The sequence below is a fragment of the Luteimonas sp. RC10 genome (genome assembly GCF_014192745.1).
Lineage (GTDB): Bacteria > Pseudomonadota > Gammaproteobacteria > Xanthomonadales > Xanthomonadaceae > Luteimonas.
The window spans coordinates 122,307-145,569 of record NZ_JACHYJ010000008.1 but is presented as its reverse complement, the minus strand read 5'-3'; the positions used below and the strand labels follow the sequence as shown (position 1 = coordinate 145,569).

At 70.6% G+C, this 23,263-nt stretch carries 25 protein-coding genes and 1 pseudogene; 8 read left to right on the top strand and 18 right to left on the bottom strand.

What is annotated here, in order from left to right; translation table 11 throughout:
* The first annotated feature begins 53 nt into the window (after positions 1–53).
* On the top strand, positions 54–986 hold the full coding sequence (locus FHW73_RS14665) for a DMT family transporter (protein ID WP_183427491.1): 933 nt from the start codon (positions 54–56) through the stop codon (positions 984–986).
* A 66-nt stretch (positions 987–1,052) separates the two neighbouring features.
* On the top strand, positions 1,053–1,706 hold the full coding sequence (gene msrA / locus FHW73_RS14660) for a peptide-methionine (S)-S-oxide reductase MsrA (protein ID WP_183427617.1): 654 nt from the start codon (positions 1,053–1,055) through the stop codon (positions 1,704–1,706).
* Between the two features lie 21 nt (positions 1,707–1,727).
* On the opposite strand, the gene FHW73_RS14655 is transcribed toward msrA, so the two are convergent.
* From FHW73_RS14655 to FHW73_RS14640, 4 genes are all read right to left on the bottom strand, one after another.
* The gene (locus FHW73_RS14655) at positions 1,728–2,648 is read right to left on the bottom strand and encodes a LysR substrate-binding domain-containing protein (protein ID WP_183427490.1); all 921 of its coding nucleotides are present in this window, start codon (positions 2,646–2,648) and stop codon (positions 1,728–1,730) included.
* 94 nt (positions 2,649–2,742) lie between these two features.
* Positions 2,743–4,323, bottom strand: coding sequence for an alkyl hydroperoxide reductase subunit F (gene ahpF / locus FHW73_RS14650; protein WP_183427489.1), 1,581 nt, complete (start codon positions 4,321–4,323; stop codon positions 2,743–2,745).
* A 168-nt stretch (positions 4,324–4,491) separates the two neighbouring features.
* On the bottom strand, positions 4,492–5,055 hold the full coding sequence (gene ahpC / locus FHW73_RS14645) for an alkyl hydroperoxide reductase subunit C (protein WP_183427488.1): 564 nt from the start codon (positions 5,053–5,055) through the stop codon (positions 4,492–4,494).
* 862 nt (positions 5,056–5,917) lie between these two features.
* On the bottom strand, positions 5,918–6,817 hold the full coding sequence (locus FHW73_RS14640) for an alpha/beta hydrolase (protein WP_221187580.1): 900 nt from the start codon (positions 6,815–6,817) through the stop codon (positions 5,918–5,920).
* A 65-nt stretch (positions 6,818–6,882) separates the two neighbouring features.
* Here FHW73_RS14640 and prmC point away from each other — a divergent pair, with 65 nt between their 5' ends.
* The 3 genes and pseudogenes from prmC to FHW73_RS14625 all read left to right on the top strand — a co-directional run.
* A complete protein-coding gene (prmC, locus tag FHW73_RS14635; protein WP_183427486.1) occupies positions 6,883–7,722 on the top strand; it encodes a peptide chain release factor N(5)-glutamine methyltransferase in 840 nt (279 codons plus the stop codon).
* Positions 7,723–7,767: 45 nt separating this feature from the next.
* A complete protein-coding gene (pip, locus tag FHW73_RS14630; RefSeq protein ID WP_183427485.1) occupies positions 7,768–8,709 on the top strand; it encodes a prolyl aminopeptidase in 942 nt (313 codons plus the stop codon).
* 119 nt (positions 8,710–8,828) lie between these two features.
* Positions 8,829–9,047: pseudogene (locus FHW73_RS14625) on the top strand (alkylphosphonate utilization protein); the annotation flags it as partial.
* Positions 9,048–9,085: 38 nt separating this feature from the next.
* Here FHW73_RS14625 and FHW73_RS14620 read toward each other — a convergent pair.
* The 3 genes from FHW73_RS14620 to FHW73_RS14610 are packed head-to-tail and all read right to left on the bottom strand — an operon-like array spanning position 9,086 to position 11,253.
* Positions 9,086–9,652, bottom strand: coding sequence for an NUDIX hydrolase (locus FHW73_RS14620; RefSeq protein WP_183427483.1), 567 nt, complete (start codon positions 9,650–9,652; stop codon positions 9,086–9,088).
* 54 nt (positions 9,653–9,706) lie between these two features.
* Positions 9,707–10,663, bottom strand: coding sequence for a 5'-3' exonuclease H3TH domain-containing protein (locus FHW73_RS14615; protein WP_183427482.1), 957 nt, complete (start codon positions 10,661–10,663; stop codon positions 9,707–9,709).
* Positions 10,660–11,253, bottom strand: coding sequence for a nitroreductase (locus FHW73_RS14610; RefSeq protein ID WP_345776194.1), 594 nt, complete (start codon positions 11,251–11,253; stop codon positions 10,660–10,662). Before FHW73_RS14610 ends, FHW73_RS14615 begins: the two co-directional genes overlap by 4 nt.
* 71 nt (positions 11,254–11,324) lie before the next feature.
* Between FHW73_RS14610 and FHW73_RS14605 the strand changes: the two genes are divergently transcribed.
* On the top strand, positions 11,325–13,622 hold the full coding sequence (locus FHW73_RS14605; RefSeq protein WP_183427481.1) for a DUF1631 family protein: 2,298 nt from the start codon (positions 11,325–11,327) through the stop codon (positions 13,620–13,622).
* A gap of 42 nt (positions 13,623–13,664) precedes the next feature.
* Here FHW73_RS14605 and FHW73_RS14600 read toward each other — a convergent pair whose 3' ends face one another.
* The 8 genes from FHW73_RS14600 to FHW73_RS14565 all read right to left on the bottom strand — a co-directional run bounded on the left by FHW73_RS14600 (position 13,665) and on the right by FHW73_RS14565 (position 19,527).
* A complete protein-coding gene (locus tag FHW73_RS14600) occupies positions 13,665–14,120 on the bottom strand; it encodes a DUF3106 domain-containing protein (RefSeq protein ID WP_183427480.1) in 456 nt (151 codons plus the stop codon).
* Between the two features lie 3 nt (positions 14,121–14,123).
* Positions 14,124–14,513, bottom strand: a complete 390-nt coding sequence (locus tag FHW73_RS14595) for a hypothetical protein (protein ID WP_183427479.1) — start codon at positions 14,511–14,513, stop codon at positions 14,124–14,126.
* Entirely contained in the window at positions 14,510–15,157 is a 648-nt protein-coding gene (locus FHW73_RS14590; RefSeq protein WP_255493017.1) for an RNA polymerase sigma factor, read from the bottom strand. Before FHW73_RS14590 ends, FHW73_RS14595 begins: the two co-directional genes overlap by 4 nt.
* A gap of 166 nt (positions 15,158–15,323) precedes the next feature.
* Positions 15,324–16,721, bottom strand: coding sequence for an NAD(P)(+) transhydrogenase (Re/Si-specific) subunit beta (locus tag FHW73_RS14585; protein WP_183427478.1), 1,398 nt, complete (start codon positions 16,719–16,721; stop codon positions 15,324–15,326).
* Positions 16,718–17,239 carry a hypothetical protein gene (locus FHW73_RS14580; protein ID WP_183427477.1) on the bottom strand — a complete coding sequence of 174 codons (522 nt, stop codon included), beginning with the start codon at positions 17,237–17,239 and terminating at the stop codon, positions 16,718–16,720. Before FHW73_RS14580 ends, FHW73_RS14585 begins: the two co-directional genes overlap by 4 nt.
* Positions 17,236–17,535, bottom strand: a complete 300-nt coding sequence (locus tag FHW73_RS14575) for an NAD(P) transhydrogenase subunit alpha (RefSeq protein ID WP_047138234.1) — start codon at positions 17,533–17,535, stop codon at positions 17,236–17,238. Before FHW73_RS14575 ends, FHW73_RS14580 begins: the two co-directional genes overlap by 4 nt.
* Positions 17,532–18,647 (bottom strand): NAD(P) transhydrogenase subunit alpha, encoded by a 1,116-nt coding sequence (locus FHW73_RS14570; RefSeq protein ID WP_183427476.1) that lies wholly within the window; start codon positions 18,645–18,647, stop codon positions 17,532–17,534. Before FHW73_RS14570 ends, FHW73_RS14575 begins: the two co-directional genes overlap by 4 nt.
* Positions 18,648–18,777: 130 nt before the next feature.
* Positions 18,778–19,527 carry a sulfite exporter TauE/SafE family protein gene (locus FHW73_RS14565; protein WP_183427475.1) on the bottom strand — a complete coding sequence of 250 codons (750 nt, stop codon included), beginning with the start codon at positions 19,525–19,527 and terminating at the stop codon, positions 18,778–18,780.
* Between the two features lie 92 nt (positions 19,528–19,619).
* On the opposite strand from FHW73_RS14565, the gene FHW73_RS14560 reads away from it, so the two are divergent.
* Positions 19,620–20,525 (top strand): LysR substrate-binding domain-containing protein, encoded by a 906-nt coding sequence (locus tag FHW73_RS14560; RefSeq protein ID WP_183427474.1) that lies wholly within the window; start codon positions 19,620–19,622, stop codon positions 20,523–20,525.
* Between the two features lie 22 nt (positions 20,526–20,547).
* Here the strand turns inward: FHW73_RS14560 and FHW73_RS14555 are convergent, their stop codons facing one another.
* Together FHW73_RS14555 and FHW73_RS14550 are read right to left on the bottom strand one after the other, a co-directional pair.
* A complete protein-coding gene (locus FHW73_RS14555; RefSeq protein WP_183427473.1) occupies positions 20,548–21,015 on the bottom strand; it encodes a DUF2269 domain-containing protein in 468 nt (155 codons plus the stop codon).
* Positions 20,996–22,369 carry an SDR family oxidoreductase gene (locus FHW73_RS14550; RefSeq protein WP_183427472.1) on the bottom strand — a complete coding sequence of 458 codons (1,374 nt, stop codon included), beginning with the start codon at positions 22,367–22,369 and terminating at the stop codon, positions 20,996–20,998. Before FHW73_RS14550 ends, FHW73_RS14555 begins: the two co-directional genes overlap by 20 nt.
* Positions 22,370–22,472: 103 nt before the next feature.
* Here FHW73_RS14550 and FHW73_RS14545 point away from each other — a divergent pair, with 103 nt between their 5' ends.
* Positions 22,473–22,742, top strand: coding sequence for a hypothetical protein (locus FHW73_RS14545; RefSeq protein WP_183427471.1), 270 nt, complete (start codon positions 22,473–22,475; stop codon positions 22,740–22,742).
* A gap of 55 nt (positions 22,743–22,797) precedes the next feature.
* Here FHW73_RS14545 and FHW73_RS14540 read toward each other — a convergent pair whose 3' ends face one another.
* A complete protein-coding gene (locus FHW73_RS14540) occupies positions 22,798–23,211 on the bottom strand; it encodes a hypothetical protein (protein ID WP_183427470.1) in 414 nt (137 codons plus the stop codon).
* Positions 23,212–23,263 lie beyond the last annotated feature (52 nt).

Sequence of the window (23,263 nt, the reverse complement as noted above, 5' to 3'; positions counted from 1 at the left end):
GGCCGGGGGCTGGGCGCTGTTACGCTGCCGCTCCCCCTCGCTGGATCGGTGCCATGCAGGACGTTCCCGCCGGCCGCGCCGCGCTCGCGAGCATGTTGGCCGGCGCCGTGTTGATCGGCAGCAATGGCCTGATGGTGCGTCTGGCCGGGACGCCGCCGACGATCTCGGCGTTCTACCGCATGCTGTTCGCCGGTGCGCTGCTGACGCTCTGGGTCGCGCTGCGCCGCGATTGGCGGCCGATTCCGGCACGGCTGTGGTGGCTGGCGCTGTTGCCCGCCGCCGCGTTCGCTGCCGACCTGTGGCTGTGGCATCGCAGCATCCTGCTGATCGGCCCCGGCCTGGCAACGCTGCTGGCCAATGCGCAGGTGTTCTTCATGGCGCTCGCCGGCATGCTGCTGTTCGGCGAACGGCTGGGGCCGCGCTTTCTGGGCGGCATCGTGCTCGCCTTCGCGGGGCTGTGGCTGCTGCTGGGTGCCGACTGGGCCGCGCTGCCGGCCGACTATCGCTGGGGCGTGTGGCTGGGGCTGGGGACCGGGCTGTGCTACGCGATCTACAACATCGGCCTGCGCCAGGTGCAGCGCGCAGGACAGCGGCTGGCGCCGCTGCGGGCCGCGCCGATCGCGCAGGTGCTGGCGCTGGTGTCGCTGCTGTGTGCGGTATTGCTGGGGCTGGCGGGCCTGGCCGAGGGCGTGTCGTTCGCGATCCCGAGCTGGCGCGCCCTGGCCTGGCTGCTGGTGCTGGCCGGGCTCGGGCATTGCCTGAGCTGGATCCTGATTTCGCGGGCAATGCAGCAGTTGCCGGTCGCACTGGTGGGCCTGTTGCTGCTTGCCCAGCCGGTGTGCGCGTTCGTGCTCGATCTGGTGGTGCTGCAGCGGCCGACGCTGCCGCGCGAATGGCTGGGGCTGGCATGCACGCTGGCCGGCATCTTCCTCGCCGGGCTGAAGGGCCGCGATCGCGCGCGGACATCGCCGCCGCAGCGCCCTTGAACCCCGGCTCGGCATGCCGCATCCATGAGAGGCGGCGACCGGCCGCATCCGCAGGAGGGTTCGATGATGCTGGGAATCGGAGCGTGGAAGCAGCGCCTGCCGCGGGCGCAGGACGCGCTGCCCGGCCGCGACACACCGCTGCCGCTGCACAACGTGCATGCCGTGCACGGCCGACCGCTGCGCGATGCGTTCGCCGGTCTTGAGCAGGTGCAGTTCGGCATGGGCTGCTTCTGGGGCGCGGAGCGCAAGTTCTGGTCGCTGCCGGGCGTGGTGACGACCGCGGTCGGCTACGCCGGCGGGCTCACCCCCAACCCCACCTATCGCGAGGTGTGCTCGGGTCAGACCGGCCATGCCGAGGTCGTGCTGGTGGTCTACGACCCGGCCCAGGTCGCCTTCGAGCATCTGTTGCAGCAGTTCTGGGAAGGCCACGATCCCACCCAGGGCATGCGCCAGGGCAACGACGTCGGCACCCAGTACCGCTCGGCGATCTACTGCACCACTGCCGATCAGCATGCCCTGGCGGTGCGCAGCCGCGATGCCTATCAGGCACGGCTACAGGCCGCGGGCTTCCCGACGATCACCACTGAGCTGGCGGGACCGCCCGCGCCGACGTTCTACTACGCCGAGGACGAGCATCAGCAGTACCTGCACAAGCACCCTGGCGGCTATTGCGGGCTGGGTGGTACCGGCGTCGCCTGCCCGGTGGGCGTGGCGCTGTAGCGTCGTCGGCGCAGGGCCGACTCAGGCGGCGCGCGGCGCCGCCGGATCGAGCAAGCCGGCCGGCAGCGCGCGCAGCGCCTCGGCCAGCCGCAGCAGGAAATCGTGCATCGCCGAGCTGCGGCGCCACACCATCGCGATCCGCCGTGTCGGGCGGGTGTCACTGAAATCGAGCAGGTGCAGATGCGGCGACGGCGCCACCGGTGGCTTGGTCGCGAGCACCGGCAGCAGGGTCACGCCGACGTTCGCGGCGACCATCTGGCGCAGCGTTTCCAGACTCGTGGCGCGGAATTCGGCATGCTCGGCGGCGCCCGACAACCGGCACACGTCCAGCGCCTGCTCGCGCATGCAATGGCCGTCTTCGAGCAGCAGCAGCTTCTGCTGCGACAGGGCCGGCAGGTCCAGCCGGTCCTGCGCGGCCAGCGGGTGGCGATCGGACACCGCGAGCACGAACGGCTCTTCGAACAGAAACTGGGTGTGCAACTGCTCCTCGTCCAGCGGCAAGGCAAGAATCGCCGCATCGAGCCGGCCGTCGTGCAGCCGCGACAGCAGCACGTCGCTCTTTTCCTCGATCAGCAGCAGTTCGAGCTCGGGGAAACGTGCGCGTACCAGCGGCACAGCGTGCGGCAGCAGGTAGGGCCCGAGTGTGGGAAACACGCCCAGCCGGATCGAGCCGGCTTCGGGGTCGGCGCTGCGCCGCGCGACATCCTTCATCTGCTCGATGTCGGCGACGATCCGCCGCGCGCGCTCGGCGATCTGCTGGCCGGTCGGGGTCAGCATGACCTTGCGCGGCGCGCGTTCGACCAGCGCCACGCCCAGCTCCTCTTCCAGCTTGCGGATCTGCGTCGACAGCGTCGGCTGGCTGACGAAGCAGCTGGCCGCGGCGCGGCCGAAATGCCGGTGCTCGGCCAATGCGACGAAGTAGCGCAGATCCCGCAGGTTCATCGCTGCGTGCTCCGATGGCCGCGCGCCGACGCGATGCCCCGTCGCCGCACTGCGACGACCGGGCAGGTCGCAGGGTCTGCGGGCGCGCCCATGCTCAGGCGGCCGCCACCTGTGGTGCCGGCGCGGAGTGCCGGATCAGGTGGTCGAACGCGCTCAGTGCTGCCTTCGACCCTTCGCCCATCGCGATGACGATCTGCTTGTAGGGCACGGTGGTCGCATCGCCGGCGGCGAACACGCCCGGCACGCTGGTCTGACCACGGGCATCGACGACGATCTCGCCGCGCGGGCTCAACTCGACCACGCCCTTCAACCACTCGGTGTTGGGCAGCAGGCCGATCTGCACGAACACGCCTTCGAGTTCGACGCGGTGATCGCCGCCGCCGACGCGATCGCGGTACACCAGGCCGTTGACCCGGCTGCCGTCGCCGAGCACCTCGGTCGTCTGCGCGCTGGTGACGATGCGCACGTTCGCCAGGCTGCGCAGCTTGCGCTGCAGCACCTCGTCGGCGCGCAGCTGCGCGTCGAATTCGATCAGCGTGACGTGGGCGACGATGCCAGCCAGGTCGATCGCGGCTTCGACGCCGGAGTTGCCGCCACCGATCACCGCCACGCGCTTGCCCTTGAACAGCGGCCCGTCGCAATGCGGGCAGTAGGCCACGCCCTTGTTGCGGTACTGCTCCTCGCCCGGCACGTTCATCTGCCGCCAGCGCGCGCCGGTGGCCAGCACCACGGTCCGCGAGCGCAGCGACGCGCCGTTTTCCAGTTGCACCTCGATCAGCCCGTCGTCGCCGGCCGGCACCAGTCGCGTGCCGCGCTGCAGATTCATGATGTCGACCTCGTACTCGCGCACGTGCTGCTCGAGTGCGGCGGCGAGCTTCGGGCCCTCGGTCTCCTTGACCGAGATGAAATTCTCGATCGCCATCGTGTCGAGCACCTGGCCGCCGAAGCGTTCGGCGGCGATGCCGGTGCGGATGCCCTTGCGCGCGGCGTAGATCGCCGCGGCCGCGCCGGCCGGACCGCCGCCCACGACCAGCACCTCGAACGGCGCCTTGTCGGCGATCTTCGCGGCCTCGCGCTTCGCCGCACCGGTGTCGAGCTTGGCGACGATCTGCTCGAGCGTCATCCGGCCCTGATCGAACTTCTCGCCGTTGAGGAACACGGTCGGCACCGACATGATCTCGCGCGCCTCGACCTCGTCCTGGAACAGCGCGCCGTCGATGGCCACGTGGCGGATGCGCGGATTGAGCACCGCCGCAAGATTCAGCGCCTGCACCACGTCCGGGCAGTTCTGGCACGACAGCGAGTAGTAGGTCTCGAACAGATAGTCACCCTCGAGCGCGGCGACCTGTTCGAGCGTCTCCTGCGCAGCCTTCGACGGGTGGCCGCCGACCTGCAGCAGCGCCAGCACCAGCGAGGTGAACTCATGCCCCATCGGCAGGCCGGCAAAGCGCAGCGAGATGTCGTGACCCGGGGAGGTCAGCGCGAACGATGGGCGCCGCGCATCGTCGCCGCCCAGGTCGATCGTGATGCGATCGCTGGCTTCGGCGAGGTCATCGAGCAGGCTGCGCAGTTCGGCGGACTTGGGGCTGTCGTCGAGCGAGGCCACGATATGGATCGGGCGCACGGCGCGGGCCAGGTAGCCCTTGAGCTGGGCTTTGAGGTTGGCTTCCAACATGGTCGGCTCCTGGAGGCAGGGTGGGGCGGTACGCGACGGGCCATGACGGCGCATCGGACGGCGGGAGGGAGGCGAACCGGAAACCGCGCACGCACGGGCTCCGGTTCGCCTCCATCCCCGAAGCGGGGATGGAGGCGGCCGCGGCACACGCCGCGGCCGGCACGCAGATCAGATCTTGCCGACCAGATCCAGCGACGGTGCGAGGGTCTTCTCGCCTTCCTTCCACTTGGCCGGGCAGACCTCGTTCGGATGGGCGGCGACGTACTGCGCGGCCTTGAGCTTGCGCAGGGTCTCGGTGACGTCGCGGGCGATGGCGTTGTCGTGGATCTCCAGCGTCTTGATCACGCCTTCGGGGTTGATGATGAAGGTGCCACGCAGCGCGAGGCCTTCTTCCTCGATGTGCACGCCGAACGCGCGGGTCAGCTGGTGGGTCGGGTCACCGACCAGTGGGAACTGCGCCTTGCCGACGGCAGGCGAGGTCTCGTGCCACACCTTGTGCGAGAAGTGCGTGTCGGTGGTGACGATATAGACCTCGGCGCCAGCCTTCTGGAACTCGGCGTAATGCTCGGCGGCGTCCTCGACCTCGGTCGGGCAGTTGAAGGTGAAGGCGGCCGGCATGAAGATCAGCACCGACCACTTGCCCTTCAGGCTCTCGTTGCTGACTTCGACGAACTCGCCGTTCTGGAACGCGGTGGCCTTGAACGGCTTGATCTCGGTGTTGATGAGGGACATGGAAACTCCTTGGGTGAAGAGGGTGCGGCCGTGGCTGGCCGGCGGCCGGAGAGACCGGCTGGACATAGAGTAGGCAAGCCCTATCGATATGTAAAATCGATAAGTCGAATCCTATCGATAGGTTCAGGCTATCGATAAGGAAGCTGAGGAGGATGCCTATGAAAACGCTTGCAATGGCTGTTGCAGTGCAGCAATATCAGGCGCAAGGAGCTGGTCGACGCGCTATCGCCGCCCAGCCCACGCGGTCCAGGCCGCACACCCCCGTTCCGTGTCCGTACCTCCCTCCCACACGTGTCACGGAATCTTTGAAGGCGGCTTCGGCCGCCTTCATTTTGTCTGTCTGCAAGTGAGAGGGCGGGCCTTACTCCGCATGGGCAGCTGCCTGCCGGCCGGAAACCGCTCTCCCCTCGGCCAAGGCCGCTGCGCGGTCACGCGAAGCGCGCCTGGCGCTCCCATGGATGCGCGGCAATGCCGCGCACACCATCCATGCGCTCCCTGCCTTGGTTGGGGCGTGCACCCGCTCCGCTTCGCGGATCGGTCCGGCCCGGCGCAGCGCGCCGGGCGTTCGCCCACTCGCGCGGCATGCCACGCAAGCTAAAGTGGGCTCACCCATGGCGCGCTTGACGCGGTCACCCGTCACCGGTCACCAGTCAGCTGCCATGAACGCTTGCAATCCGACTTCGGATGGAGGTTGTAGTCGTCCGCTTGAAGAGTCGCGCGCCGTCGGCCCCAGCGCGTTCAGGACTGCTCCCCGGCTCGGTCAGTCAGGATAAAACCGGGGTCAGAGTGCAATTTCGCGAGGCGAAATTGCACTCTGACCCCGAAGAGGCAGCTCCCGGCCCCGCACTCGGGAAGAGAACCCTTATCTTGCCCGCGCACCGGGCACCGCCCGATGGGGACCCGGGCCTTGTTCGGTGCCTGCGCGCCCGGTCGACGACACGAAGTCCAGCACCGCAGGCAACACCGTTGGCGCCCGCGCCGGGTTGTAGAACGCCGCCGCCGGCGCGAAATGATGCGCGCCGGGCAGGATCAGCAGCGTCGAGGCCTCGCCGTGACGGCGTAGCGCGGCGTCCAGGCGTCGGCTTTCGTCCACATCGACGGTGCGGTCGGCATCGCCGTGCACCAACAGGAAGGGCGGCTCGTCGCCATCGACGAATCGCAGCGGCATCGCGTCGGGCCACTGCGTGCGCGGCCCGAACACGGGCGCCAGGTGTGAGTCGATCGCGAAATCGTAAGGCCCGGCCAGGCCAATCACCCCAGCCAGATCGCGCGGTGCCATGCCGACCGCGGCCAGGTGACGTGCGTCGGTGCCCAGCAGCGCCGCGATCTGTGCGCCCGCCGAATGCCCGGCGACGAACAGCCGCCGCGGATCGCCGCCATAGGCCTGCGTATGGTCGCGGGTCCAGCGCACCGCTCGCGCCGCGTCGCCGACGAAATCGGGAAAGCCGGCCGCCGGATAGGTGCGGTAGTCGGCGACGATCGCGACGATGCCGTGCTGCGCCAACCGGCTGCCGACGAAGCGGTACTGCGCGCGGCTGCCACGCCGCCACGAACCGCCGTAGAAGAACACCACGACTGGGGCGCCGCTGACCGGCGCGGCCGGCCGGTAGAGGTCGAGCGACAGTCCGCGGTCGGCGTCGTAGACCGCGCTGATTGCAGGTCGATCGCTGTGCCGGTTGACCACCGCGAAGAACGCGCTCTGGCAGGCGGATAGCATCAGCGCGACCAGCGCCGCAAGGCAGATGCGCAAGGAAGAAGGCATCGGCGGCCGCTCGAGCGAAAGGGCGACCACCATGCCGGACGCCCGCGCCGCTACGATGTGAAGCCATGGATACGCCTTCTCCCCGACTCGATGCGGTGCTGCGCGCGGCTGCGTCGCGCATCGACGCCACCGATGCCCGCTGGCTGCTCGCGCACGCCGTCGGGCGTCCGCACAGCTGGCTGTTCGCGCATGGCGACGACCCGATCGAACCGGCATTGGCCGCACGTTTCGAAACGTTGGTGGCGCGTCGCGCTGCCGGCGAGCCGGTCGCCTACCTGATCGGGCGCCGCGGCTTCTGGCGGTTCGACCTGGCGGTGTCGCCCGCGACGCTGATTCCCCGGCCCGAGACCGAGCGGCTGGTCGAGCTGGCGCTGGCGCGGCTGCCGGCCGGGCCCGACGCCGCGGTTGCCGACCTGGGCACTGGTAGCGGCGCGGTCGCGCTCGCGCTTGCGGTCGAGCGCCCGGACGTCGAGGTGGTGGCGACCGACCTGAGCGAGGATGCGCTCGCCGTCGCGCGCGCCAACGCCGCCGAACTGGGGCTGGCGCGCGTGACGTTCCTGGCCGGCGACTGGTACGCGCCGCTTGCGGGCCGGCGCTTCGATGTGCTGGTCAGCAACCCGCCGTATATCGAGGCGGGCGATGCGCACCTGGCCCGTGGCGACCTGCGCTTCGAGCCGCCGACCGCACTGGCCTCCGGCGACGACGGCCTCGATGCGATCCGCGTGCTGGCCGGCGGTGCCTGTGCGCACCTGCGCCCAGGCGGTTGGCTGCTGGTCGAGCACGGACTGGCACAAGGCACGGCGGTACGCGCGCTGTTCGAGGCGGCCGGGCTTGCCGACGTGGAGACCGCGCGCGATCTCGAACAGCGCGACCGCGTGACCTTCGGACGCGCCGGAGGCGCCTGAGCGCGGCTGATAGAATGGCGGCCGGTTCCTTTCGGATGCCCGTGCATGCGACAGCTCTATCCCGCCATCGAGCCCTACGACACCGGTTCGCTGGCCGTCGACGATCGACACGTCCTGTACTACGAACAGTGCGGCAACCCGAAGGGCAAGCCGGTCGTGCTGCTGCATGGCGGCCCGGGTGGCGGTTGCAGTCCGAAGATGCGCTGCTTCCACGATCCGGCGAAGTACCGCATCGTGCTGTTCGACCAGCGTGGCGCCGGGCGCTCGACGCCACATGCCGATCTCGTCGCCAACACCACCTGGGATCTGGTCGCCGACATCGAGCGCCTGCGCGAGCACCTGGGCATCGAGCAGTGGCAGGTCTTTGGTGGTTCGTGGGGCTCGACGCTGGCGCTGGCCTACGCCCAGAGCCACGCGCGCCGGGTCACCGAACTGGTCCTGCGCGGCATTTTCATGTTGCGTCGCTGGGAACTGGAATGGTTCTACCAGGAAGGCGCGTCGCGGCTGTTCCCGGAAGCCTGGCAGCAGTACATCGCCGCGATTCCGCAGAACGAGCGTGGCGATCTGATCACCGCGTTCCACAAGCGTCTGACCAGCGACGACGAAGGCGTGCGCCTGGACGCGGCCCGCGCGTGGAGCGTCTGGGAAGGCGCCACGAGCTTCCTGCACATCGACGAGGACTTCGCCGGCAGCCATGCCGATGCGCGGTTCGCGCTCGCGTTTGCACGCATCGAGAACCACTATTTCGTCAACGGCGGTTTCTTCGAGGTCGACGACCAGTTGCTGCGCGACGCCTATCGCATCGTCGACATCCCGGGCGTCATCGTGCACGGCCGCTACGACGTCGTCTGCCCGGTGCAGAACGCCTGGGACCTGCACCAGGTCTGGCCGAAGGCCGAGCTGGTGATCACGCCGGCCTCGGGCCATTCGGCGTTCGAAGCGGAGAACATCGACGCGCTGGTCCGCGCGACCGACCGCTTCGCCTGATCCACTGCGCGCCCGCATGCGCGGGCGCGATCATCCACGCGCGCTCGCGTGGCACGTATCCACTGCTCATGCGCCGGACACCGGCGCACACCACGGGACATCGCACCATGTCGGAAGAAGACACCCTCGTCGTCAAGGACAGCAACGGCACCGCGCTCGCCGACGGCGACTCGGTCACGCTGATCAAGGACCTCAAGGTCAAGGGCACCAACGTCACGCTCAAGCGCGGCACGCTGGTCAAGAACATCCGTCTCACCGACGACGCCGACCTGATCGAGTGCAACGCCGAGAAGGTCAAGGGCCTGGTGCTGCGCACCGAGTTCCTCAAGAAGGCCTGAGTGCAGGTGGTGCCGGGCGCAGGCCCGGCCCATGACCGTCAGTCGACCGGTGTGCCGTCGGGCTGGTGGTCGATCATCCACAGCCCCGCCCAGAGTTTGAGATCGAGCTCGTAGCCTTCGGCATGCTTGCGCATCAGCCAGGCCGGCGCGGTGGCGCGCGGCACGGTGTGGACGATGATGTCCTCGTCATCGATGCCGCCGCCTTTGCCGACCCGGGTCAGTTCGCGGGCGCGGACGAAGGCCACGCGCTCGTTGCTCATGCCCGCCGTCGTCGGGCCGGTCAGCAGCACATCGACACGCCCGGCCGACCAGCCGGTCTCCTCGATCAACTCGCGCCGGGCCGCGTCCTCAAGCGAATCGGAGCTGCCGTGGTCGCCGACCAGGCCGGCAGGCATCTCGATCGTGCGCGCACCCAGCGGCACGCGGTACTGCTCGACGAACAGCACCTCGTCGTCCGGCGTGACCGCAATGATCAGCACCGCCATGCCGTTGCCGCCGTGCGTGCGCTCGCATGATTCCCACTTGCCCCGGCGCACCAGCCGCAGCCAGTCGCCCTGGTAGAGCACCTCCGCCGCGTCGGCGGGTCCCGTGTTCTGGTTCGTCATGCGTCGATGGTAGTCCCCCGGCCGCAGCGTCGATAGCACGCGGCGGCGCGCCGGTCAGGCTTCGGCCACCGGCGCCCAGGTCAGGCCGGCCGCGGCGTACAGGCGCCGCCGGGTCAGCGGACCGAAACGCAACGCGGTGCACAGCGCCGACAACGCCTGCGCATCGCCGTCGCGCCGCGCGAAGCCGTCCGCGCCCTCGCCCAGTGGCGCGTCGCAGGCGATCGTCGTCAGCTGTCGATACAACTGCGCAGCGTCGGCGTGCTGGCGCAACTTCGCCGCCGCCTGGGCGGCGCCGCGGAAACGCAGGAACCCGATCTCGTCGCTGCGCGCCAGCAGCGCGTCGAGCGTGCCGAAGTGGTGCAGCAGGCTGGCCGCGGTCTTGCAGCCGATGCCCGGCACGCCGGGGATGTTGTCGATCGCGTCGCCGCACAGCGCGAGGTAGTCGGCGATCTGATGCGCCTCCACGCCGTGGCGTGCCCGCACGCCGGCCGCCGTCCAGCGCTGGCCGCGAGCGTAGTCCCACTGCTCGTCGGCGCCCTGGAGCAATTGCGACAGGTCCTTGTCGGCCGAGACGATGACGCCGTGGTGCGCGCGGCGGCGACCGGCCTGCAACGCGCTGCCGATCAGATCGTCGGCTTCGTACTCGGTGTCGGCGAGCACGACCAGGCCGAGCGCGCGGCACAGCGCCTTGCAGTGCGCGAACTGCCGGCGCAATGCGTCCGGCGCGGGCGGGCGATTGGCCTTGTAGGCCGGGTACAGGCGATTGCGGAAACAGCTGTCGAGCGCTTCGTCGAAGGCGATCGCGATGTGCCGCGGGCGCTCGCGCTCGATCAGTTCGGCGAGAAACCGTGCGAAGCCCTGCACGGCATTGGTCGGCCAGCCCTCGGCGTCGTGGAACTCGTCGGGCATCGAGTGCCAGGCGCGGAACACGTAGAGGCTGGCGTCGACCAGGTACAGCGGGGCGGTCGGCGGCGGGGCGGACGACTGGACGGCGGGGGGCGTCAGACTCACGGCGCGACCCAGTCCTGCAGCAGCGCGGCCGGGTCGGGTCGCTCGCGTTCGGGCGGATCCAGCCGCGGGCTGCCGATGTGGATGAAGCCGGCGATGCGTTCGTGCTCGCCCAGGCCGAGCGTGGCGAGGATCTCGCCGTCGTAAGCCGGCCAGCCGGTCAGCCAGGATGCGCCGAAGCCACAGGCCTGCGCGGCCTGCAGCAGTGCAAAGCACACGCTGCCGGCGGTCAGCAGCCGCTCGATGTCGGGGATCGCGGTGTCGTGCGGGTCCAGGATCGCGACGACCGCGATCACCAGCGGCGCGTGCGAGAACCGGTGGCGGTCCTTGTCGAGCGCGCCGGCGCCGATCTCCGGATCGCGTGCGCGGGCGCGGGCCACCAACCGTTCACCGAGCGCGTGGCGCGCGTCGCCGGCGATGCGCAGGAACCGGAACGGCACCCGCTTGCCGTGGTCGGGGACCCGCACCGCCGAGCGCAGCATGCGCTGCAGGGTCGCGTCGTCGGGTCCTGGCGCATCGAGCTGGCGCGCCGGCACCGAACGCCGCGCATCGAGCGCGTCGAGAAGGCGTTCAGCATTTGGGAGTATCGTCACGGACTTGTGCCTCTGGTTTCGGAAAGCTAAGTGCGGGGGCGCTGTGCCCCATCCCCCGATTCTCCCCCAAGATGACGCATCCCCACGACATCGGTCCGGCGCCGCCTTCGCGCCGACCTGCGCCGGGCGAGCCCGAGGCGGTGTTCGACGCGCTGCGACGCGACGCGGTGACGGCGCTGGGCGAGGTGTTGTCGACGCTGTGGGATGAGGTCGAGACCCAGGTCGAACGCGATGCGCTTGGCGCTGCCGCCGACTACATGGCCGCACAGGACGCACGATTGGCTGCGCGCGCATTGCGCATGCGTGCGCCGGTGCTGGCGGCGAGCTTCCGTGCCGCGATCGAGGCGGCCTTCGAATGTTGGCGCAGCGCCCCCCCGCCGCGGCCGGCGCACGACGCGATGGCGCTGATGTCCGAAGGCCAGCTGGAACTGCATCTTGCGGTCCAACAGCAGGTCGACCTGCTCGAACACCAATGGCTGGGCCCGTTGACCGTGCTCGATGGCCGGATGGCGGGGCTGGCATCGCGCCTGGGTGTCGCCGATGGCGCGGCGCATCCGCTGCGTCCGCTCGTGCCGGTCCAGGCGTTCGCCGGTCTGCTCGATCCCGACGCGCTGCCGCGCGACCTGCGCACCCGGCTGTTCGAGCAACTCGGCGCACGACTGCCGGCGGTTCTCGCCGGGCTCTACGCCCGCGCCGATACCTTGCTCGACAACGCGTTCGGGCCGGTGCCGAGCACACCGGCTGCCGACCGTGGTGGCCGCGAGGCGACGTGGCAACCCGAGGGTGGGCTGGCCGAGGTGCGGGCGGCCACGGCCGACGCCGCCCCGCCCGTGCAGGGGCCGTTGTCGGCGGATCTGGTCCGGCTGTTGGCCGCCGGTGGTCCCGACACGACCGATCCCGATCCGCAGGGCGTCGAACTCGCGCTGGTCCGGGCGCAACTGCACCGCTGGCGGGCGCAACGCGCGCCTACCTCGGCGTCTCCGGTGGAGGATGCGCCCGCGCGCGATGTGCCACGCCGTGCCCACCAGGCCGTCGAGGCGGCGAAGCTGCTGAGCGTGGCGCGATTGCTGCAAGGCGACGACCCCTCGCCGTATGCCCGGGTGCTGGCCGGCGACGACCGGCGGCGATTGGGTGAGGTGATCCGGCTGGAACTCGCGCGCGGTCTGCGCGGCGTCGGTGTCGATCCCGACCGCGCGCCGCTGAGCGGCGACGACGAAGACGCGATCGATCTGGTCGGCCTGTTGTTCCAGGCGCTGTTCGAGGCCAACGACCTGATGCAGCAGGCGCGCGATCTCTACGGCCGACTGGTTATGCCCTGCCTCAAGGTGGCCTTGACCGACGAATCGATGTTCAGCCAGCGCGGCCATCCGGCGCGCCGGCTGCTCGATGCGGTCACCGAGGCCTGCGACGGCAATACCGGCGACACCGCGCTCGACCGCGACCTGCTCGAGCATGCCGGGCGGCTCGTGGACCGGGTCGTGGAGGAATACGAAACCGACCAGGCGGTGTTCGCGCTCGCGGCCGAGGAATTGCGCGAGCGCCTGGACCAGCAACGCCGTCGCACGGAAGTTGCCGAGCGCCGCGCCGCCGAGGCGATCCATGGCCGCGAACGCCTGCAGCAGGCGCGCCGCGGCGTGGCCATGCTCGTGGCCGAGCGCATGACCGCGCAACCGCTGACCGACGCGGTCGCCCGGTTTCTCGATCAGCACTGGCGCCACCACCTGACCCAGACCTGGCTGCGCGACGGCCCCGATTCGCCGCGCCACCGCGCCGCGGTCGCGATCGGCGATGCGATGATCGGCATCGATCTCGACGCCGCCGCGGCCGATGGCGACGCAGTGGCCGCGTCCCTGCGCGCGCTGCAAGGGCCGCTGGCCGATTGCTACGCCAGCGGTGGCCTCGATGCGGCCGCCGCGCGCGAGGAGGTCACGCGCATCGTCGCTGCGCTCGCGCGTTGCGATGCGCCCCGGCGCATGCATACGCCGCTGTCGGAGGACGAGGCGCTGGACGAGCCGTCCGACCCCCTGCTGCGCCTGGTGGACGGCACGGCGACGCCGGCCTTCGATCCGACCATCGCCGCACGGATGCGCCAGTTGCGCCCCGGCCAGGGCCTGCGGCTGATCGACGAGCACGGTCGCCAATCGGTGGCCCGGGTGGCATGGATCAGTCCGCTGACCTCGCGGCTGCTGATCGTCAACCGGCGCGGTGTGCGTCGGATGGTCGTCTCGCCCGAGGAACTGGCCGCCTTGGTCGGGGCCGGGCGTGCGCTGGTGCGTTCGATCGATGCCCCGTTCGACGAGGCCATGAAGCATCTGTGGCAGCACCTGAGTGCGGCCAACGACGACGGTGACAGCGCCGCAGTGGGCTGAGCGCCGCGGCCGGCAACGACACGATGGGTCTCGGGGGCGGCGTCAGCGCGGCGGCGTTGCGGCACCCTCGCGCGGCTCGGGCGCGGGGTTGGCCTGCGCCCAGCGGCGGCGCTGTTCGGGTGTCATCTGCTGCCAGCGCTCGCGCAGCGCGGCGCGCTCGGCCTCGGGCAGCGTACGCAGCTTGGCGTACAACGCACGCGCTTCTTCGCGCTGTTCGGGCGGCAACCGCTTCCAGCTGTGCATGCCGTGACGGGCGTGCTCGCGTTCGGCAGGCGTCATTGCTTGCCAGCGCTGGGCGTGGCCGAGCATGCGGCGGCGTTTGTCGGCATCGGCGTCGTTCCAGCGCTCGCGGATCGGCGCGACGAGCTGGTCGCGCTGCGCGGGCGTGAGCCGGTCCCACTCAGGCAGGGCAGGGCCGGGCTGGGCGGCCGCAAGGCCGATCGCCGACAGGCCGCCCAGCAACAGGACCGCACGCAGAAAGGGGGAAGACAGGCGCATGGGTCACTCCATCGCAAGCAAGGTGGACTCGTTCGCGGCGAGCCACAGGTAGAAGTCCGGCGACTCCTCGTACGTCGCCAGGGCGTCGGCGACGCCGTCGTCGAGTACGGCAGCTTCCTCGACCTCGGCCAGCACCGGCGCAGGAGCGGCACTCGGCGGCGCCGGTGGGGCGAGCGACTGCATGCCGATCGCCAGTGCGAACAGCGCGGCGAAACCGGCCGCGGCCGGCCAGGCCCAGCCGCGCCGTGCAGGCGCGGCGGTCGTGGCGGCATGCCGCGCGCGATGCAGGCGCGCGGTGGTGCCGGCCGAGATCTGCGCCTGGGCATGGCCGTAGAGCGCACGCAGCGCGGCGTCCCCGTCCGCGGCGGTGTGCGGGTGATTCGGGCGGATCATCGAAACTCCTCCAGTTGCGTCTGCAGCGCCTCGCGGGCACGGAACAGATGGGTTTTCACCGAGCCCTCGCCGCATCCCATGATGCGCGCGGTGGTCCCGACGTCGAATTCCTCAAGCACCCGCAGCGTGAACGCTTCGCGCTGGCGGCGCGGCAGTTGACGCAGCGCCTCGGCCAATCGCTGCCAGGCCTCGCGGCCGTCGTGCGAGCGCGACGGATCGGGGCCGGCATCGGCCCAATCGATCTCCTCGCCCTCGGACGTGCGGGCATCGGTGAGCCAGCTCAGCCGGAAGGTGCGCCGGCGCTGGGTGTCGACGATCCGGCTGCGCAGCACGGTCCAGAACAATGGTGTCCATTCCGACGCCGGCCGGTCGCGATAGCCGAGCATCCGGACCATCGCGTCCTGCACCGCGTCGAGCGCGTCGTCGCGATGGCGCAGGCCGAGTTCGGCGAAGCGGAACGCGCGGCGCTCCACGCTCGCCAGAAACGCCTCGAGCGTGGCCGGCGGCGCGGTGTCGGGGGCGGCCGTCGCCGCGGGCAGGGGAGCGCTCACCGGCGCCAGCCTACCGTGCACGGCATGCGTCTGCGGGTCGAACGGGCGGCTGCCATCCATCGTCGGTCGTTGCGCCATGGGCGGGGTCGTCATGGACAACGCCTCGTGGCGTCGACGGTTGACGCGGACCCGGCAGATCGTTGGACGAGCCGCCACGGTTCATCGGCGGTTGCGCCGGGCCGCTCGGCATGCGGCCATCACGGCCTCCGGCAGGTGTGCCGTCGGGGCAGAAACGAACGGCCGCAAGCCGACGGCGGGGCTAATGCCCGCCGTCGAGCGCCTTGAGCTCGGTGACCAGGGCGCCGGCTGCCTCGGCGCCGTCGCCATAGAGCATGCGCGTGTTGTCGGCGTAGAACAGCGCGTTCTCGATGCCGGCAAACCCTGTGCCCTTGCCGCGCTTGATGACCACGACATTCTTCGAATCGATCACGTCCAGGATCGGCATGCCGTAGATCGGGCTCGCCGGGTCCGTCTTGGCGACCGGGTTGACGACGTCGTTGGCGCCGATGACCAGGGTCACGTCGGTGTTGGCGAACTCGGGGTTGATATCGTCCATGTCGACGATCAGGTCGTAGGGCACACCGGCCTCGGCCAGCAGCACGTTCATGTGCCCGGGCATGCGCCCGGCGACCGGGTGGATCGCGAACTTGACCTTGACCCCACGCTCGATCAGGCGCTGGCTCAGTTCGCGGATCTTGTGCTGCGCCTGGGCCACGGCCATGCCGTAGCCGGGCACGATCACCACCCGCTCGGCATAGGCCATCATCGCTGCGACGTCGCCGGCCTCGATCGGCTTCTGCGTGCCCTCGATCGCCTGGGCCTGCGCGTTGCCGCCGAAGCTTGCGAACAGCACGCTGCGGATCGAGCGGTTCATCGCCTTGGCCATCAGCCTGGTCAGCAGCATGCCGGCCGCGCCGACCATCGTGCCGGCGATCATCAGTGCCTCGTTGCCCAGCACGTAACCTTCGAAGGCCACCGCCAGGCCGGTCAGCGCGTTGTACAGCGAGATCACCACCGGCATGTCGGCGCCGCCGATCGGCAGCGTCATCAGCACGCCCAGCGCGAGTGCCAATGCGAAGAACGCGACGATCGCCGGCAGCTCCAGTGCATGCACGACCAGCCCGCCGACGACGAGCGCGGCGACGAACACCGCCAGGTTGAACAGTTGCTGCCCGGGAAAGGCGTAGCGCTTGTCCATGCGCCCATCGAGCTTGGCCCAGGCGATCACCGAGCCCGACAGCGCGATCGCACCGATCAGTGCGCCCAGCGTCGCCAGCACCAGCGGCACCGAGGCGGGTGCGCCGGCATGCTGCGACCAGCGGAGCAGCTCGACCGCGCCGATCGCCGCCGCCGAGCCACCGCCCAGACCGTTGTAGAGCGCGACCATCTGCGGCATGTCGGTGATCGCGACCTTCTTGCCCGACACCCAGGCCAGCACGGTGCCCAGTGCGATCGCCGTCGCCATCAGGCCGAGGTTGTGCAGGCCCGGCACGAAGAACGTGGCCGCGGTTGCCAGCAGCATGCCCACGCCGGCCCATTGGATGCCCGAGCGCGCGGTCTTCGGCGAAGCCATGCGCTGCAGGCCGAGCAGGAACAGGGTCGCGGCGATGAAGTAGCTTGCCGCGATCAGTCCTGTGCGCAGATCGAGGCCGCTCATCGCGTCGTCACCATCGTGGCGCCCGTCACCGGAGACGGGCTGCGGTCGAGTCGATGGTGCTCGCGCATCTCCATCGCGGTCTTGAGCAGGCCGATCATGCCTAAGCCGAATGCGAGCAGGCCCAGCGACAACTGGCCGACCACCGGGTCGCCGGCCACATAGGCGCCGATCAGCCCCAGCGCCATCGCGCCGAGCGCGTAGACGGCCAGCAGCCCCAGCATCCAGCGCCCCTTGCGCGGGTCTTCCCAGACCCGACGCGAGAATGCGTTCTGGGTCTTGGTCGGGTCCTGCAGCGACGACAGGCCGATGCCGATGCCGGCATGCAGCAGCACCATGTTCGCCGCCTCGTAGACCGGTCCCCAGCCGGCCCGGCCCGAGGCGCCGGCGGCGAGCCCGGCGCGCACGGCGTAGGACAGCGCCACCAGCAATGCCGGGTACTGGAGGTAGCTCAGCCACTGGAACACGGTGCGGGCCGAGGGCAGGCGCCGCGACGGTGGAAAGACGGGCAGGTCGGTCACGGCGCGTCGCTCCGCTTGGCGGTGGGCTTGAACATCTCCAGCATCCGCTCGGTGACGACATAGCCGCCGGCGGCGTTGCCGGCGCCCATCAGCACCGCGAGGAACCCGATCGCCTTCTCCAGCGTGGTGTCGGCATGGCCGAGCACGACCATCGCACCGATCAGCACGATGCCGTGGATGAAGTTCGACCCCGACATCAGCGGCGTGTGCAGGATCACCGGCACGCGCGAGATGATCACGTGGCCGGCGATCGCGGCCAGCATCACGATGTACAGCGCCACGAATCCATCGATCATGCAGGAGCTCCGGAAGTGGGGGCGGTAGCCGGCACCTGCGGCCAGACCGTCCGGGCCAGCAGTTCGTCGGTCCAGTCGAAGGCGAGGGCGCCATCGACGAGCAGCAGCGACACGAAGTGCTGGACGTTGCGTGCGTACATCTCGCTGGCGTGGGTTGCGCCCAGGCTCGCCAGATCCAACGGGCCTGCGACCGTGACGCCTGCGACCTCGACGGTCTGACCGGGTACGGTGACCGCGCAGTTGCCGCCGGTTTCGGCGGCCAGATCGACGATCACGCTGCCCGGCCGCATGCCGGCGACCATGTCGGCGTCGATGATCGTCGGCGCACGCCGGCCAGGCACGGCGGCAGTGCACACCACGACATCGATGCCGGCCAAGTGCGCGGCCAGGCGGCGTTGCTGCTCGGCGCGCTCCTCGTCGGTCAGGGCACGGGCGTAGCCGCCCTCGCCGGCGGCGCTCACGCCGAGGTCGAGAAAGCGTGCGCCCAGCGATTCGATCTGCTCGCGCGTCTCGGGCCGCACGTCGAAACCCTCGACCTGCGCGCCCAGGCGCCGCGCAGTCGCGATCGCCTGCAGTCCGGCGACACCGGCGCCGACCACCAGCACCTTCGAAGGCCGGATCGTGCCGGCGGCGGTGGTCAGCATCGGGAAGAATCGCGGCGCCAGTTGCGCGCCGATCAGCACCGCCTTGTAGCCGGCCATGCCGGCCTGCGAGCTGAGCACGTCCATCGCCTGTGCGCGGGTGGTACGTGGCAGCCGTTCGAGCGGGAAGGCGAGAATGCCGTGTGCGCGCAGCGCGTCGGCGCGCGCCGGTTCGGCGTCGGGCTGCAGGATGCCGACCAAGGCGGCACCCGGCCTGAGCCGGGCGATCGCGTCGGTCGGTGGCGCCTGCACGCACAGCACCACATCGGCCTGCGGCAGCGCGTCGTCGCCGACCAGCTGCGCGCCGGCCTCGACATAGGCGGCATCGGCGAAATGTGCGCCGTCGCCCAGGCCGCGCTGCGCGAGCACGGTGGCCCCGGCGGCGATCAGTTTCCGCACCGTTTCCGGCGTCAGCGCCACCCGGCGTTCGCCAGGCGCCGTTTCCTTCATCGCAAGCACGACGACCGCCATCACCACTCCCCGTGGGTCAAGGACACCGGACGATGCCGTCCGAACCGGACACGCTGTTGCCGGTGTCGATCCTAGCCTGAATGCTGCGGCAGGTCAGCGGGTGCGTGATCGATGTGGGCAATGTGATCGGTCAGCGCCAAGGGCGCGAGGCGAGTTCCAGGCCGAGCAGCAGCAGGCAGACCAGGAACCCCACACGAAAGCGCGCTGGCGGGATGCGCTGGCGCAGTCGTCCGCCGAGCCACATGCCGGCCAGTGCGGGCACGACCGCCAGCGTCGACAGACCGGCCTGCTCGAACCGGAACGCGCCATGGGCGCCCAACCCGATCGCCAGCGCCAGCGTCGAGACCGTGAACGAGAGTCCCAGTGCCTGCACCAGCGTGTCGCGCTGCAGTCCCAGCGCCTGCAGGTACGGCACGGCTGGAATCACGAATACGCCGGTGGCGCCGGTGACCAGCCCGGTCGCGAGACCGACCGTGGGCGACCACCCGCGCTCATGGCGTGCAGGCACGGTCAGCGGCGGGGCGAGCAGGGCATGGCCGGCGTAGGCGATGAGCGCCAGCCCGAGCGCGCACCCCGACCAGGTCGGATCGGTCGTGGCCAGTGCGCCGGCACCGGCGATCGTGCCGACCACGATGCCCAGCAGCATCGGCCAGAGCCGGCGCATCAGCGGTCCCAGTTCGGGGCCGGCGGCCAGTTGCCAGACATTGGTCACCATCGAGGGCACCACCAGCATCGCCGCCGCTGCTGCTGGTGGCATGCCCAGCCCGAGCAGTCCCATGGCGATCGTCGGCAGGCCCATGCCGGTCAGGCCCTTCACCGCGCCTGCGAGCAGGAAGATGCCGACCAGTGCTGCGAGGGGGAAAGCGATCGCCATGTCCATGGCGCCATTGGGCGCCGGGGCGGGGCCGGGCACAATGCGGTTTTGACCGCGTGTCCCTTCGGATGGACCGAAGGGCACGTCCTGGAGGTCCCGTGCGAATCGACCTGGCCGACCTGCGCCTGTTCCTGCACATCGTCGATGCCGGCAGTATCAGCCAGGGCGCGGCACAGGCGCATCTGGCACTGGCCTCAGCCAGCGAGCGGCTGCGGCGGATCGAGGCCGATGCCGGCATCGCCTTGCTCGAGCGGCACGCCCGCGGTGTCCGCGCGACCGAGGCCGGCGAGGCGCTCGCGCACCATGCGCGGCGCATGCTGCGACGGCACGGCATGCTGCGCGACGAACTGCAGGCGTTCGCGGCCGGCGCGCGCGGAACCTTGCGGCTGTACGCCAATACCGCAGCGGCGACCGGTTTTCTGCCGGAGGCGCTGGCGCCGTGGCTGGCGGCGCGCCCGGCAGTCCGCATCGCGTTGAAGGAACGCACCAGCGCAGAGATCGTGCGTGCGGTCGCCTCGGGCCGCATCGAGGCTGGCGTGGTCGCCGACAGTGTCGATGCCGGCGATTTGCATCTGGCGCCGGTGGCGGACGACCGACTGGTGCTGATCGTGCCGGTCGACCATCCGCTCGCCGCTGTGCGCGAGGCGGCATTCGCCGATGCGCTCGCACTGCCGTTCATCGGCCTGGCGCCGGGCAGTGCATTGCAGGATCACCTCGACGCGCACGCGACTGACGCCGGACGCGCATTCGCGTTCCGCATCCGTGTCCGGACCTTCGAGGACCTGTGCCTGCTGGTCGCGCGCGGCGTCGGCGTGGGCATCGTGCCGGCCGGCGCCGCGCAGCGTTACCGTCGCCGCCATCCCCATCGCGCGATCGCGCTGCGCGAGCCCTGGACACGCCGCCGGCTATGCGTCTGCGTCCGCGACTGGCGAGGCCTGGCGCCGCCGATGCGCGACCTGCTCGTCCACCTGGGGGCCGGCCCGCCGCCCGACATCGACGGCTGAACGCCGCGGCCGTCCGTGCCGTTCAGAGCGCCGGCTTGGCGGTCATCAGGTAGAAGATCGCCAGGAACGAGAACAGCGCCGGCACGCCCATCGCTGCCCAGGTCCCCAGGTGCCGGTCGTAAGCCGCCGGCAGCGGCTGGCCGCTGGCGGCGGCCTGCTGCGCGATGTCGCGCAGCCGGATCTGGATGCCGACGACCGGCAGCCAGCACAGCCCGGCGATCACGAACAGCACGATCGACCAGTACAGCCACGGCGTCGACAGTGGAATGTGCAGTCGGTGCGCCAGATAGAGGCCGGTCAACGGCTGCACGACGATCGTGGTCGCCGTGAACAGCCAGTCGGCGATGACCACCAGCCGGGCCACCGCGGCGACCACCACCGGGTCGCGCTGGCGGCTTGCGAACAGCAGGTAGAACGCCGTGCCCACCCCGGTGCCGAACAGGAACGTCGACGACAGGATGTGCAGGAACTTAACGAGGGCGATGTCCATCGGGGGCGTCCAGTTTCAGCAGGGCATAGATCAACGCGAGCACCGGCAGGTTCTTCAGCACCGGTCCATAGGGATGCGCCCAGTACTCGGGCAGCCAGAGGCTGATGACCAACGTATAGAACGCGATCAGCCCCAGTTGCGCGCAGTAGGCGGCGCGCCGCCAGCGGGGCCGCCAGACCGCCAGCCCGAGCAGCGCATCCAGCGCCGCTGCGCCGTAGAGCGACGGCAGGGTGAGCGCATCGGGCACGTGCGCGCGCTGCAGCAGCTCCACGCTGGCCTGGACCGGATACACGAAGGCCGACACCCAGGCGGTGACCAGCCACATCAGCGAGTTGGCCGTTCGCAGGGTCGGGAGCAGCACGCGCAGGTGGGCGGCGCGGCGCACGTCGGCGCGCGCGCCGGGTGCGAGGAAGCGGGTCGCCGGGCGCAGCGGCCGGGCGAGCAACGCCTGCCAGGGGGCCGCGTCGCCATGATTGCCTGCCTCGAGCATGCGCAGCGCATCGGCGTCCAGGAACTGGGCGAGCCCCGGGATCGGCCACCGCACCGCCATCCGCACTGCCCAGGCCGGCGCGGGCAGCACGCGTAGCCGCTGGCCCATCTGCGTCGCCAGGGTCCGCAGGTAATCGGCGAACGTCAGCGGTGCGGGCCCGACCGCCTCGATCACCGCTGGCGGGTCGGGATGCTCGACCAGCGCGGTCACGCCATCGAGCAGGTCGTCGAGATGGATCGGCTGGACGCGCTGCCGGCCACCGTCTGGCAGGGCGATGAGCGGTTGCGCAGCCAGCGCTAGGAACAGGCGCGTGCTCGTGCCGGACTCGGCGAAGACCAGCGACGGGCGAACCACGACACCGCGGCCGGGAAAGGCCGCCACGCAGGCATCGCCCGCCGCCTTGCTGCGCCAGTAGGCCGTCGCGGCCTGCGCATGGGCGCCCAGCGCCGAGATCTGCACGAGCCGCGTCACGCCGGCCGCTGCCGCCAGCGCGAACAGCGTGCACGGCCCGCTCACGTGCACCTGCTCGAAACTGGCCCCGTCCGTCTCCCGGAAGATGCCCGCGGCATTCACCACGACATCGACCGTTCGCAACACGTCCATCCACTGATCCTGGCACGGCCGGGCGAGGTCGAGTGCGACGTGTCGCCCGGGGCCGGCATCCTCCGTCACATGCCGCATGGCGAGGACCACCGCATGGCCTGCCCGCTCGAGCCGTTCCGCGATCGCACTGCCGATCAGCCCGTTGGCGCCCACTACCAGCACGGTCAGCGGCGTCGCTGGCGTCTCGCCTTCGTGCGTGCGCTGCGTTCCGGGGCTGCGGCCAGCCTGCTCTCCACCGCGGTGGTGTCCTGGCTCAGTCACCGGCGCACCCGCGCGCCGGCTGCGGGAACCAACGCCACCAGCCAATGGGTCTGGGGGCAGGCGGCGCATCGCCAAGGACCGGCCGTCATGGGCGTACACCGGGGTGGGCTACGGCATCCATCATGCGTGTTCCCTGTTCTGGGCCTCGGGTTTCGAGTACGCCCGGCGTGGCCGCCGCACACCGGGGCGGGTCGCCGCACTGGCGACGGCAATGGCAGTGGCGGCGTATGTGGTGGACTACAAGGTCGTGCCGGCGCGTCTGTCGCCCGGCTTCGACCAGCGCTTGCGCGACCGTGACCTGTTCGCCGTGTATGCGGCGTTCGGGGCCGGTGTCGCGTTGCCCTGGTTGCTGAAACGAAGGTCCCGGCGCTGATGCTCTCACCGCGCGCAGGCCGGTCTGCTTGCGTGTCCGACACCGCGTCACGGGCCTAGCGGGCGAGGACCGCCGCGATCACCAGCCCGGCGCCGAGCCAGGCCAGATCGGCCGGCGTGTTGGCCAAGCCGGCCAAGGTCCAGGCGTGGTGCGGGCCGAGCTTGAGTGCCGATTCCCAGGGCATCAGCCCCATCGGGCGGGCGAGTTGGGTGGCGACGATGCCCCAGTTGGCGATGACGATCGCCAGCAGCGTCGCGGTCGTGCCTGCGAGCGCGCGCGTGAGCCCCGGGCGGAGCCGGGCCAGGCGGACCAGCAGCGCGGCATCGAGCGCGGCGACCACCGCCATCCAGGCGCCTTGCGCGCCCAGTGCGTCGGCCAGCAGGATCCAGGCGGCTGCGATGCCGGCGCTGCCGAGCAGCAGCAGACCGATCGCCAGCGGCCAGCGCCGGGCGCGGGCGGGTTCGGACATGGAAGACAGCATCGCGGGAATGGTGGGTCAGCATACCGGCGGGCAGCGATAC

Coding starts and splice junctions, on each gene's coding strand:
- FHW73_RS14570 (WP_183427476.1), bottom strand. CDS start 18,647: ATGGCGGTCGTCGTGCTTGCGATGAAGGAAACGGCGCCTGGCGAACGC.
- FHW73_RS14565 (WP_183427475.1), bottom strand. CDS start 19,527: ATGGACATGGCGATCGCTTTCCCCCTCGCAGCACTGGTCGGCATCTTC.
- pip (WP_183427485.1), top strand. CDS start 7,768: ATGCGACAGCTCTATCCCGCCATCGAGCCCTACGACACCGGTTCGCTG.
- FHW73_RS14575 (WP_047138234.1), bottom strand. CDS start 17,535: ATGATCGATGGATTCGTGGCGCTGTACATCGTGATGCTGGCCGCGATC.
- FHW73_RS14595 (WP_183427479.1), bottom strand. CDS start 14,513: ATGATCCGCCCGAATCACCCGCACACCGCCGCGGACGGGGACGCCGCG.
- FHW73_RS14665 (WP_183427491.1), top strand. CDS start 54: ATGCAGGACGTTCCCGCCGGCCGCGCCGCGCTCGCGAGCATGTTGGCC.
- FHW73_RS14640 (WP_221187580.1), bottom strand. CDS start 6,817: ATGCCTTCTTCCTTGCGCATCTGCCTTGCGGCGCTGGTCGCGCTGATG.
- ahpC (WP_183427488.1), bottom strand. CDS start 5,055: ATGTCCCTCATCAACACCGAGATCAAGCCGTTCAAGGCCACCGCGTTC.
- FHW73_RS14655 (WP_183427490.1), bottom strand. CDS start 2,648: ATGAACCTGCGGGATCTGCGCTACTTCGTCGCATTGGCCGAGCACCGG.
- FHW73_RS14590 (WP_255493017.1), bottom strand. CDS start 15,157: ATGACGACCCCGCCCATGGCGCAACGACCGACGATGGATGGCAGCCGC.
- FHW73_RS14585 (WP_183427478.1), bottom strand. CDS start 16,721: ATGAGCGGCCTCGATCTGCGCACAGGACTGATCGCGGCAAGCTACTTC.
- FHW73_RS14620 (WP_183427483.1), bottom strand. CDS start 9,652: ATGACGAACCAGAACACGGGACCCGCCGACGCGGCGGAGGTGCTCTAC.
- msrA (WP_183427617.1), top strand. CDS start 1,053: ATGCTGGGAATCGGAGCGTGGAAGCAGCGCCTGCCGCGGGCGCAGGAC.
- FHW73_RS14555 (WP_183427473.1), bottom strand. CDS start 21,015: ATGGACATCGCCCTCGTTAAGTTCCTGCACATCCTGTCGTCGACGTTC.
- FHW73_RS14605 (WP_183427481.1), top strand. CDS start 11,325: ATGACGCATCCCCACGACATCGGTCCGGCGCCGCCTTCGCGCCGACCT.
- FHW73_RS14600 (WP_183427480.1), bottom strand. CDS start 14,120: ATGCGCCTGTCTTCCCCCTTTCTGCGTGCGGTCCTGTTGCTGGGCGGC.
- FHW73_RS14540 (WP_183427470.1), bottom strand. CDS start 23,211: ATGTCCGAACCCGCCCGCGCCCGGCGCTGGCCGCTGGCGATCGGTCTG.
- prmC (WP_183427486.1), top strand. CDS start 6,883: ATGGATACGCCTTCTCCCCGACTCGATGCGGTGCTGCGCGCGGCTGCG.
- ahpF (WP_183427489.1), bottom strand. CDS start 4,323: ATGTTGGAAGCCAACCTCAAAGCCCAGCTCAAGGGCTACCTGGCCCGC.